At 64.7% G+C, this 12,088-nt stretch carries 7 protein-coding genes; all 7 read right to left on the reverse strand.

Translation table 11 applies throughout. The features are described 5' to 3' along the window. Positions 1-67: 67 nt before the first annotated feature. Complete coding sequence (locus tag RYH74_RS09910; protein ID WP_317409330.1) at positions 68-3,112, reverse strand: multidrug efflux RND transporter permease subunit; 3,045 nt, start codon at positions 3,110-3,112, stop codon at positions 68-70. 12 nt (positions 3,113-3,124) lie between these two features. Beyond that, positions 3,125-4,273 carry an efflux RND transporter periplasmic adaptor subunit gene (locus RYH74_RS09915; protein ID WP_075046245.1) on the reverse strand — a complete coding sequence of 383 codons (1,149 nt, stop codon included), beginning with the start codon at positions 4,271-4,273 and terminating at the stop codon, positions 3,125-3,127. A gap of 233 nt (positions 4,274-4,506) precedes the next feature. Beyond that, on the reverse strand, positions 4,507-5,604 hold the full coding sequence (locus tag RYH74_RS09920) for a DUF1513 domain-containing protein (protein ID WP_013974083.1): 1,098 nt from the start codon (positions 5,602-5,604) through the stop codon (positions 4,507-4,509). Positions 5,605-5,606: 2 nt separating this feature from the next. Continuing rightward, a complete protein-coding gene (locus tag RYH74_RS09925) occupies positions 5,607-6,671 on the reverse strand; it encodes an imelysin family protein (protein ID WP_025340522.1) in 1,065 nt (354 codons plus the stop codon). A gap of 20 nt (positions 6,672-6,691) precedes the next feature. Beyond that, positions 6,692-8,119, reverse strand: coding sequence for a di-heme oxidoredictase family protein (locus RYH74_RS09930; RefSeq protein ID WP_075046243.1), 1,428 nt, complete (start codon positions 8,117-8,119; stop codon positions 6,692-6,694). Between the two features lie 276 nt (positions 8,120-8,395). Continuing rightward, positions 8,396-9,733, reverse strand: a complete 1,338-nt coding sequence (locus RYH74_RS09935; protein WP_317409332.1) for an imelysin family protein — start codon at positions 9,731-9,733, stop codon at positions 8,396-8,398. Between the two features lie 158 nt (positions 9,734-9,891). After that, the gene (locus RYH74_RS09940) at positions 9,892-11,946 is read right to left on the reverse strand and encodes a putative bifunctional diguanylate cyclase/phosphodiesterase (RefSeq protein WP_025340519.1); all 2,055 of its coding nucleotides are present in this window, start codon (positions 11,944-11,946) and stop codon (positions 9,892-9,894) included. Positions 11,947-12,088 lie beyond the last annotated feature (142 nt).

Here is a 12,088-nt window from a genome sequence, read left to right on the forward strand (position 1 = left end):
GGTACTGCACCCATTCCGGATCCGGTGCCGTACCTGTGGGAGCGGGTTTACCCGCGAAGAGGCCGGTTCAGGCAACCGAAGTCGCTCTGGCCACCTCTTTGTGCGCCAGCAGGGTGTAGATACAAGGCAACACGAACAGGGTAAACAGCGTGCCGATCGACATCCCGGTGGCAATCACCGTACCGATGTCGAAGCGGCTGACCGCCCCCGCCCCGGTCGCCAGGATCAGCGGCACCATGGCGAACACCATCGCCGCCGTGGTCATCAGCACCGGCCGCAGGCGAATCGCCGCGGCCTCCTCGATCGCCTCGCGCACGCTCAGGCCGCGCTCCTCACGCAACTGGTTGGCAAACTCGACAATGAGGATGCCGTGCTTGCTGATCAGCCCGATCAGCGTCACCAGCCCGACCTGGGTGTAGATGTTCATGCTCGATACGCCCAGGAACAGCGGCAGCAGCGCGCCACAGATCGACAACGGCACCGTCACCAGAATCACCAGCGGGTCGCGGAAGCTTTCGAACTGCGCCGCCAGCACCAGGAAGATGATCGCCAACGCCAGGCCGAAGGTCACCCACAGCGCGCTGCCTTCCTGCACGTACTGGCGGGCCACGCCGGCATAGTCGAAGGCGAAGCCTTCCGGAGCCTCTTCGCGGGCGATGCCCTGCACGGTCTGCAGCGCCTCGCCCAGGCTGACCATGGGCACGCCCTGGATGATCGCCGAGTTCAGCTGCTGGAACTGGTTGAGCTGGCGCGGGCGGGCGCGGTCGGTGAGGGTGATGAGGGTGGATAGTGGCAGCAGTTGGCCCTGGTCGTTCTTCACGTAGTAGTTGTTCAGCCAGCCGGGGTTGTCGCGGTACGGCCGCTCGACCTGGGCAATCACCTTGTAGCTGCGGCCTTCGAGGGTGAAGCGGTTGATTTCCGCCTCGCCCAGCAAGGTCGCCAGGGTGCTGCCCAAGGTGTCCATCGACACCCCCATCTGCGCCGCCTTGGCCCGGTCGATATCCACCACCACCTCGGGCTTGTCGAAGGCCAGGTCGATGTCGAGGAAGGCGAACTTGCCGGATTCCTGGGCGCGGGCCTTGATGCGCTGGGCCACATCCAGCAGTGCCGGGTAGTCGCCAGCGCTGTTGATGACGAACTGGAATGGCAGGCCCTCGCCGGTGCCGGGCAGCGACGGCAGGTTGAAGCCGAAGATCTGCAGGCCACTGATTTCCTCGAGCTTGCTCTGCACCAGCGGCAGCAGCTCCATCTGCGTGCGCTCGCGCTCGTTCCAGGGCTTGAGCAGGAAGCCGCCGATGCCGGTCTGCACACCATTGAAGCCGTTGATCTGGAACGACGAGTAATACTCGGGGAAAGCCTTGAACAGCGGGGTGAATTCGTCGGTATAGGCGTTGAGGTAATCAAGGTTGGCCGGCTGCGGCGAACTGCTCATCATGAAGATCACCCCCTGGTCCTCGTTCGGCGCCAGTTCGTTCTGGGTGAACTTCAGCAGTACCGGAATCAGGCACAGGATGATCACGGCAAACACCAGCACGACAGGCCGGCTGTCGAGGGTGGTGTGCAGCAGGCGCTGGTAGCGCACCTTCAGGCGTTCGAACAGCATGTCCAGGCGGTGGGCCAGGCCGCTGGGGTTCTGTTCCTGGCGCAGCAGCAGGGCGCACATCATCGGTGACAGGGTGAGGGCAACGATGCCGGAGATGATCACCGCACCGGCCAGGGTCAGGGCAAACTCCTTGAACAGCGCGCCGGTGAGCCCGGTAAGGAAGCCGATCGGTGCATACACCGCTGCCAGGGTGATGGTCATCGACACCACCGGCATGGCGATTTCGCGGGCGCCCTCGAGGGCGGCGTCGAACGGTGACTTGCCTTCTTCCATGTGCCGGTGGATGTTCTCCACCACGACAATCGCGTCGTCCACCACCAGGCCGATGGCCAGCACCATGGCCAGCAGGGTCAGCAGGTTGAGCGAGTAGCCCATCATCTGCATGAAGAACAGCACACCGATCATCGACAGCGGAATGGTTACCACCGGGATCAGCACCGAACGCAGGGCACCGAGGAACAGGAACACCACCACGATGACGATCAGTACCGCTTCGCCGAGGGTCTTGATCACTTCATCGATGGAGGCCTGGATGAACAGCGTGGCGTCGTAGGCGATCGATACCTTCAGCGCCGAGGGCAGCTGGCTTTCCAGCTCGGGCATGATGCGCCGCACTTCCTTGATGACGTCCAGCGGGTTGGCGGCCGGTGTGGCCTTGATGCCGATGTACACCGATGGGGTGCCGTCGAACGAGCTGACCGTGTCGTAGTTTTCCGCCCCCATCTCGACCCGTGCCACATCGCCCAGCAGCACGCGGCTGTCGCCACTGGTCTTGACCGGCAGGGCGGCGAACGCCTCGGCCGACTTCAGCTCGGTGCTGGCGTTGATGCTGGTGACCACGTATTCACCCTTCACCTCGCCGGCCGCGGAAAGGAAGTTGTAGCGGCGCACGGCATTGGTCACGTCGGTGGCCGACAGGCCATAGCCTGCCAGTTTCACCGGGTCGATCCAGATGCGCATGGCGAACACCTGGTTGCCGAGGATTTCCGCTTCGGCCATGCCCGGCAGGGTCGCCAGCTTGGGCTGGATCACCCGTGACAGATAGTCGGTGATTTGCGGGTTGCTCATCTCCTTGCTGTAGAAACTGATGTACATCAGCGCCGAGGCATCGGCGGCTTCCTTGCTCAGTACCGGGTCTTCCGAGTCCTGGGGCAGCTTGTTGCGCACTTCGTTGGCCTTGGCCAGCAGTTCGGTGAACAACCGGTCGCTGTCGGCGCCGATGCGGGCGTAGATGGAAATGATCGAGAAGTTCTGCCGGCTCACCGAGGTCATGTAGTCGATGCCTTCGGCGCTGGCCAGGCTTTGCTGCAGCGGCTGGGTGATATAGCCCTGGATGGTCTCGGCGTTGGCGCCGGGGTAGGCGGTGGTCACCGTGATCAGGGCGTTTTCCATTTGCGGGTACTGGCGGATCTGCAGCTTGTTCCAGGCCTGGAAGCCCAGCAGCAGGATCAGCAGGCTGACCACGCTGGCCAGCACCGGGCGGCGGATGAACGGGTCGGTGAACGCCATGCCAGCCTCCTGTCAGTCCTTGCCCGGCGCGCCCTGTGCGGGCTTGAGGGCTTTGTCCTGGCCGATGCGGATCGCGGCGCCGGGGGTGAGCTTCAGTTGGCCGGCGGTGACCACCTGTTCCCCGGCCTGCAGGCCCTTGCTGACCACCACCACGCCGTCACGGCGCTCGCCGGTCTGCACCGTGCGCTGCTCGGCGGTGAGCTGCGGCTGGCCCTTGTCGTCGTTTTCCGGCTTGCCGTCCTTGTCCTTTTTCGGCGTGGCGACGTACACCGAGTTGCCATACAGGGTGTAGGTGATGGCGCTTTCCGGCACTACCACTTGTGGCTGCGGGTTGGGTAGCAGGATCAGCAGGCTGGCGAACATGCCAGGCAGCAGCTTGCCGTCCGGGTTGGCCATGGTCGCGCGCACCAGCAGGTTGCGCGTGGTTTCCTCGACCTTGGGGTTGATGGCGCTGAGGCTGGCGGGGAAGGTCTGGCCCGGGTAGGCGGCCACCTGCACCAGCACCTGCTGGCCCAGGCTGAGGTGCGGCAGGGCCTGTTCCGGTACGTTGAAGTCGACGTAGAGGCTGGATGTGTCCTGCAGGGTGGCGATCACCGTGCCGGCGGCCAGGTAGTCGCCGACGTCCACCTGGCGAATGCCGATGGTGCCGCTGAACGGGGCGCTGATGCTCTTCTTGGTCTTCGATGCCTTGAGCTGGTCGACCACCGCCTGGTTGCGCCGGTACTGGGCGGTGAGGCGGTCGAACTCGCCGCGGGAGATGGCCGAGTCGCCGACCAGCTGGCTGCCACGGCCGAAATCTACCTTGGCCAGGCCCAGGTCAGCCTGGGCGGTGCCGAGCAGGGCGGTTTCCTGGTCGTCGTTGAGTTGCAGCAACAGTTGCCCGGCCTTGACCTGCTGGCCCGAGTCGAAATGCAGGGCCTTGACGATACCCTCCACCTCCAGGCTCAGCTCCACGCCCTGTAGCGCCTTGAGGCTGCCGACGGCGGGCAGGCGCTCTTGCCACGGGCGCTGTTCGGCCAAGGCTGCCGCCACGGTGATGGGCGGCTTGGGGGCAGTGAACATCTGGATCTGCTGGTAGATCGAAAAGGCTTTGTAGCCCCCCAGGGCCAGCACGATCAGCAGAACCACGGCCAACATGATGAGCATGCGGCGGCGCAGCATAGGTCCGGTTCCTTGGATGCGGTTGTTATTCGCTTAGACACGACAACGGGCGATCCTGCCCACGTGTGGATGGGGGAAGTATTGACTGTTTTTGGGGGGAAGGGGAGTGGAATGCCTGGGCCGGCCCCTTCGCGGCTGAAGCCGCTCCCACAGGGACCGCGCAGTCAGCGGGTTGCGCTATTCCTGTGGGAGCGGCTTTAGCCGCGAAGGGGCCAGTACAGCCAACCCGAAAATCAGACGAGATGCAGGTGGTTGTCCCAGAAACCGGACGGCAGGTTCATCGGTTGCCCGACCAGCTCGGCCTTGCGGCAATCATAGAACCGGCAACGGCCCTGCCCGGAGGTGACGACAAAGCCGTCCTGTACCGCGCCCACCCCTGCGCAATCGGGCATTGGCGCATCCAGCCGCACCGCGCCGCTGTCCAGGTCCCAGACGAACAGGCGGTTGGCCCGTGGCGCGGTCAGCGCCACCAGCCGCAGCTCGCTGTGGATAGCCACGCTGGCGGTGTACTGGGCCATGGCCTGCAACTGCCGCTCCGGCACCGGGAAGGCCTTGAACGGCTCGCCCGGGCGCTTGATCGCCAGCAGCTCTGCGGTTTCATCGGCATCGCCCATGAACTGTTGGCAGGCGGCGATAGTGCCATCGCTGCCTACCGCCAGGTGGCGCACGCTGTTCATCTGCTGGGCCAGGGTTTCCTTGCTCAGCAGGGTACCGTCGCGCTGCATCAGCACCAGGCTCGGTTCCATGGCGTCGAGGTTCATCTCCACCCGGCTTTCGGCTTCGGTGCGGATACCGCCGTTGGCCACGATCAGCGTTTCGCCGTCCGGCAGCCAGGCCACTTCGTGCGGGCCGATGCCGTGGGTCGGAATCTCCCCGCTGTGCACCAGGCGCTCGCCTTCGAAGCGGTACACACCGAGTACGCCACGCCCCGGGTCGGTGGTGTCGTTCTCGGTGGCATACAGCCATTCGCCACCTTTGTGGATGACCGCGTGGCCGTAGAAGTGCCGGTTCGGCTGCGAGGTGACGGTCTGCAGCAGGCGCCCGTCGCGCAGGTCGACCAGGTAGCTTTCGGTGCCGGGACGGCGGGCGACGAACAGGGCGATCGGCAGGTCCGGGTGATGGATGATGGCATGGCAACGTTGGGCGACCTGGGTGCTGAACACCTGGGTGCCGTCCAGGCGGAACCCGACCGCATAGTGCTTGCCGTCGCCGTCGTCACGCGCCGACAGCAGCAGGGGCTCGCTGCCTTTGTTGCGGAACAGGCTCCAGCCGCCCAGGGTGAGGGCGCTGAGCAATACGCTACCGAGTTTGAGGGCCTGGCGTCGCAGCATGATCAGTCACCGTCGTTGGCATTGAAGCCCAGCTGGATGTTCAACGCCTTGGCCAGCTCGCCTTCGTGCAGGCGGTGGACGGCGTTGAGGCTGTCGTAGATCTGGTTCAGGGTTTGCTGGCCGGCGTCGTCGGCCAGCAGCTCGCCCAGGGTCTTCTGGTTGGCGGCCAGCAGTTTGAGCGAGGCAGCGTAGGCGGCATCGATCTTGTCCGCCAGGGCTTTCTGATCGCTGGACAGCAAGCCGCGCAGGCCTTGGTTGTCGACCCCGACCCAGACCGCTTCGGCGGCCTTGAGGCTGGCCTCCAGGCTCTTGAGCGAGCTGTGGCTGCGCCAGGCTTCGGCCTGCAGTGGCTGCGGGATACCCTTGCTCTGGCGGCCCATCGGCGCACCGAGCTTTTTCTTCAGGCTGTCCAGGGCGGTGACCTGAGCGCGCAGCAGGTCGGCGATGGCCTCGTGGGAGTCGGCGTAGCGCTGGTTGGGGAACTTGGTCATCTGCGAGAGCATGCCGTCGGTGCTGTTCCAGCCCTTGAGGATCTCTTCGGCCAGGGCCTTCTGGTGTTCACCAATGGCCACCAGCAACGGGCAGTAGCGGGCTTTCTGCTCGGCTGTGGCGATGTCCGGCTTGCTGTCGAACAGGATGTACTCGTAGGCCGACAGGCCACGTACCACCACGCTGGCCTTGCCCAGGGCCGCGGCATCGACCGGCTGGTCGGCGTTGACCAGCTGCTCGACCTGGCGGCCGACCAGGTTCTTCTTGTCGGGCCAGAACTGTACCTGCCAGGCGCGGTTGCCTTCGGCCAGCGGGCCGACCAGCAGCGGTTGCAGCTCGGCCCAGGCCTTTTGCGCGTTGAGGAAGTCGGCACGGGCCTTGTCCAGGGTTTCCTTGCCTTCGCAGTAGGCCAGGGCGCTGGCGGCCAGCGTGCGGTCGGCTTCGACCCAGCGGCTGTAGGTGGGCAGGATCACCTGCTTGGCGATGGCAGCGGAGGTCACGGCTTGCGGGTCCTGCGGCGAGCAGGCGCCGAGGGCGAGTGCGGCGAGGCTGGTGAACAACAGTTTGGGTCGGAACATGCCCGGCTCCTTTGCGCTTTTTAAAGTGAGTTCAGGAAAGCCAGCAACGCGGCACGCTGCTCGGCATTGAAAGTGAGTACGAAATTGCGTGCCGCCTCGGCCTCGCCACCGTGCCAGAGCACGGCTTCGAGCAGGTTGCGGGCGCGGCCGTCGTGCAGGAACTGGCTGTGGCCACTGACCGTTTCGCTCAGGCCGATGCCCCACAGTGGCGGGGTGCGCCAGTCCTGGCCGTTGGCGGCAAATTCGGTGCGCTCGTCGGCCAGGCCCGGGCCCATGTCATGCAGCAGCAGGTCGCTGTAGGGACGGATCAGCTGGTTGGCCAGCTCCGGCTCGGCGGCATTGGCGGCGGTGGTGAACTGCGGTGTATGGCAGCCCTGGCAGCCAGCCTGATAGAACAGGTTCTTGCCCGCCAGCACCTGTGGCGAGCCCACGTCGCGGCGGGCCGGCACGGCCAGGTTGCGGGTGTAGAAAGTGACCAGGCGCAGGATGTTGTCGCTGACTTCCTTCTCGCCATTGGCACCGTCCCCGTTGGGCGCGGCCAGGCAGTCGGCCTGCGCCGGGGTACAGTCGTCGTTGGGCTGCAGGGTGGTGGTCAGGCCCATGTCGCCGGCAAAGGCGTGCACGTTCTGCTGGTTGACGTTGGGCTGCCCGGCCTTCCAGCCGAAGCGGCCGACCACGGTCTTGCCCTGGGCATCGTCCCACACCCGGTTGGCCCGGCCGCGGATGCCGTCGCGGTTGTGGTCATCCGGGTCTTCGTTGGCCAGCAGGTCGGCTTCGGGGATGGCTTCGAGCAGGCCCAGGCCGATCATCGGCGGCGCCACCCGCGCCGAAAAGCGCGTGTCGGGGTGCATCACGCCATAACCGAGCTGGGTGATCTGCAGGGCCGGCTTGCGCAGCTCGACCTGGTGGCCGTCCTCGAACGACACCGTTTCGCTGGTGTAGCTCACCCGCACCTTGCCTTCCGGCGTCACGCCGGGGATGGCCATGTCCTGCAGCTGGGTGCCATAGACCGGCTCCGGCACCACGCCGAGGCGTTCGACCACCTTGGCCAGGTAGGGCTGGTCGGGGATCGACAGGCGTACCAGCATCGATACGGCGTTGCTGTCGCCCGGCTCTGGCGGGTGGCCGCGGCCGTCGCGCACGTGGCAGTTCTGGCAGGCATTGGTGTTGAACAGCGGGCCCAGGCCGTCACGGGCGGTGGTGGTGGACGGGGCGATCACCCAGGGGTTGCGGAAGAAGCTGTTGCCTACGGCGAAGTCCAGGCGCCGCTCGGGCGAGAGGTTGGCCGAGGGCAGGGAATAGGCATTGCGGTCAGTGCGCTGCACAGTGGCTTTGCCGCCCGACAACGCTTCGCCGGGCTCGGCCTGGGTGAAACGCGGGGCGTCGTCACAGGCGGCGAGGGCAAAGGCCAGCAGCAGGGGGGAGAGTCGGGACAGCGACAAGGACATCGAGAATCCTGGGCGTGAGCGAAAAACCGGCGTGCAAGCTTAGCAGGGTGAGGGAGTTTGAATAAGAGCAATTTGCAATTGCTGGATGAAATCGGTGTCAGTTGGCCATGGTCTGTGGTGCCTGGTCGGGCCCTATCGCCGGCAAGCCAGCTCCCACAGGTACTTCACAGCCCTTGAGCCCTGTGGGGTACCTGTGGGAGCTGGCTTGCCGGCGATAGGGCCGGAAGCAAAAAAGGCGACCCGAAGGCCGCCTCTTTCAGAACCGCTACAGCAGGATCAGAACTCGTGATCCGCAGTATCCGGGTTCAGGTTGGCAATGCCCAGCTTGCCCGCGGCCTGCTCGATCGCACCAGTCTGCTTGACCAGGGAGGCGATAGCGTCACGCACGATCTGGTTGCCGGCTGCGTTGTCGGCAGCGATCAGCTGGTCGTAGTGCTCGCCCTTGAGAGCGTGGTCGACGATCACCTGGATCTTGGCTTCGGTGGCTTCCAGGTCGGCCTTGAGGGTGGCGTCGGCGGCCGGGTCTACCTTGGCCACCAGCGACGACAGGCTCGGGCCGGTCACCTTGCTGCCGTCCGGGCGGGTGTACTCGCCCAGGTAGACGTTGCGGATGCCCTTGGCGTCGTAGAAGTGCGAGTAGTGAGTGTTGTCGCTGAAGCAGTCATGCTCGTCTTCCGGCGAGTTGGCTTCCAGCGAAACCTTCATGCGTTCGCCAGCCAGTTCACCCAGCGACAGGCTGCCCATGCCGAACAGCATCTTGCGCAGGCCGTCGTTGACCGACTCGGCTTCCAGCTTGGCGCGGTAGTTGTCGGCGACGTTCGGTGCCCAGTTGCCGACCATCTCTTCGAGGTCCTTGACCAGCAGGTCGGTGACCGCTTTCAGGTAGGCACGGCGGCGGTCGTTGTGGCCACCGGTGGCGCCCTTGCCTTCGAGGTAGTCCGACGCCGGACGGTTGCCCGCGCCCGGGCCGGTGCCGTTCAGGTCCTGGCCCCAGAGCAGGAACTCGATGGCGTGGTAGCCGGTGGCGACGTTGGCCTCGGAGCCGCCCAGTTCGTTCAGGCTGGCCAACTTCTCGGGGGTGATGTCCTTGACGTCGATCTTTTCTTCGCCCACCTGGATCTCGGTGTTGGCGATGATGTTGGCGTTGGCCGCCGGGTTGCCCAGGGCGTGCTCATAGCTCTTGTCGACGTAGTCGATCAGGCCTTCGTCCAGCGGCCAGGCGTTCACCTGGCCTTCCCAGTCGTCGATGATGGTGTTGCCGAAGCGGAAGGCTTCGCTCTGCAGGTACGGTACGCGCGAGGCGACCCAGGCTTCTTTGGCTGCCTTCAGGGTTTCGTCGTTGGGCTTGGCCAGGAACGCGTCGACTGCGGTCTGCAGGGTCTTGGCGGTGCTCAGCGAGTCGCTGTACACGGCGTAGACCAGCTCAGCGTAATGCTTGACCACGGCTTTGCCGGCGGCTTCGTCGACAGCCCCGGGCGCCGCAGTGGTGGTGCTGGCGGCAGCAGGTGCCTGGGCTTGCGGCGCGGCGGCCTTGTCGTCCTTGCCTTCACCGCAACCGGCGAGAGCGATGGCAATGGCCAGCAGACTGGCGGAGGCCAGAGGCATTCGAATCATTATTGGTTTTCCTGCGTCGTGTGGTTGGACCAAGGGGTGGACCGTGCGCCGTGGCACGCGAAACCGCAACATCATGCGAAAGATTTGCATTTGCTGTAAAGGGGGCGGGCATGCAATTCGTGTAAATGCCGGTCACGGCCTGTAACCGGGCAGGGGGCTCAGAGCATCGAAACCTGGTTTCGCTGCGCCTGCTTGAGGAAGTTGGTCAGCTCACGGGCCGACAGCGGCTTGCTGTAGTGGTAGCCCTGGCCCTCGTGGCAGCCCTGGGCGACGATGTAGGTTTCCTGTTCGGCGGTTTCCACGCCTTCGGCGATCACCTGCATCCCCAGGCTCTTGCCCAGCTGGATGATGGCGCGAACGATGGTGGCGTCATCATCGTCGTCCAGCAGGTCCTGGACGAAGCTCTTGTCGATCTTGATCTTGTCCAGCGGCAGCGATTTCAGGTAGCTGAGCGACGAGTAGCCGGTGCCGAAGTCGTCGATGGCAATCAATGCTCCGGAGCGGCGCAGGCTCAGCAGGTGCTGGGCGGCGGTGCTGATGTCTTCCATCAGGCCGGTCTCGGTGACTTCCAGTTCCAGGCTGCGCGGCGGCAGGCGATAGGCCTGCAGCAGGTTGTTGACCACCCGCGGCAGTTCGCTGTGGTGCAGCTGCACGGTGGACAGGTTGACCGCCATGCGCAGCTCGCTGAAGCCCATGTCGTGCCATTCGCGCAATTGCCGGCAGGCCTGGTCGAGCACCCATTCACCGATGCTGATGATGCTGCCGTTCTGTTCGGCCAGGGGGATGAACTGGTCTGGCGGCACCATGCCCAGCTCCGGGTGCTGCCAGCGCAGCAATGCCTCGACACCGACCACGCGGTGGTCGCGGTAGCTGATCTGTGGCTGGTACACCAGGTACAGCTGGTTGCGCGGCAGGGCTTCGCGCAGGTCCTTTTCCAGCTCGCGACGGCGGCGCATCTCGCTGTCGACGCTGGCGATGTAGAACTGGTAGCGGTTGCGCGAACGGGCCTTGGCCAGGGTCATGGTCTGTTCGGCTTTCTGCAGCAGCTTCTCGGTGCTGTCGCCGTCTTCCGGGAACAGGGTGATGCCGATGGTAGCGCGCAGGCGGATCTGCTGGTGGTGGTCGAGGTCGAACGGCACTTCCAGGTCGTCGAGGATACTCTGCGCCAGTTCGGCCGCCTCGTAGGGCTGCTCGATATTGGCCTGCACCAGGGCGAACTGGTCACCACCCAGGCGTGCCAGGGCGCCCAGGCGGCCACTGTGGGCGCGCAGGCGGTCGGCCAGGGCCAGCAGCAGCTGGTCGCCGACCTGGTAGCTGAACTGCTCGTTGATGCCCTTGAAGTCGTCCAGGCCTACGCACAGTACCGCCACGCGGTGTTGCAGGCGGCCGCCGTCGACGAGGATCTTGTCCAGTTGCTGCTGCAACTGCTGGCGGTTGGGCAGGCCGGTGAGGAAGTCGTACTGGGCCATGCGTTGCAGGCTGTTTTCCGCCTCGTGGCGCAGATGGGTGTTGCGCTCGATCGAGGCCAGCAGCTGGTTGGCGGTATTTACCCACAGGCCCAGCTCGTTCTTCTCGTGGCCCTTGAGCAGCGGCAGCTGGTGCTGGCTTGGGCGGTCGGGGTTGATCTGGGTGAGGTGCTCGATGATCTTCGACAGCGGTTTGGTCAGCAGCCAGTGGTAGACCAGGTACAGCACCAGGCCCATGGCCAGGGCCCGCAGCACACCGGAGATGAAGATGATCACGGCGTTGATCAGGAAGTCTTCGCCGTAGGACGAGGTGTCCAGGGTGATGCTCAGGTCGCCGTAGTATTCGCTGTAGGGGCCGCGGCCGACCAGTTGCGTGGTGTAGGTACGTTCCTGGCCGAGGATCAGGTCGGTCAGCCAGCGCATGGACATGTCCTGCAACGGGCGGGACTTTTCCGCCAGCATGGTTTCGTTGGGGTGGCCGATGGAGGCCATGCGTACCGATTCGTCCTGAAACAGGCCTTCCATCACCTGCATGCCCATTTCGCGGTCGAGGCTGTATACCGCCTGGGTCGAGGGGTCGCGGAACATGTCGAGGATGCGCTGGGCATCGTTGTTCACGGCCTGGCGGGTCTTGTAGGTGTCGTAGACGATTTGCGCACAGCTGAGCACGACACCGACCGCTAGCGCCGACAGCAGCACGACCCTGAGCAACTTGACCGACAAGCTGTTCCGCAATTCCAGCTTCAATGGGGTTTCCTTAATCCATGCGCATGGCATCATTTTGCCATCAACGATGACGATACACTATCGGCCGACCATCAATAGTGTATCGGTTGCCTGACCCCGCAACTTGAATGCGCTGTAACAATCTTCCAGAGGTTTGATGTTA

The organism is Pseudomonas sp. LSJ-87, assembly GCF_032971465.1.
In the GTDB taxonomy this organism is placed as follows: domain Bacteria; phylum Pseudomonadota; class Gammaproteobacteria; order Pseudomonadales; family Pseudomonadaceae; genus Aquipseudomonas; species Aquipseudomonas putida_Z.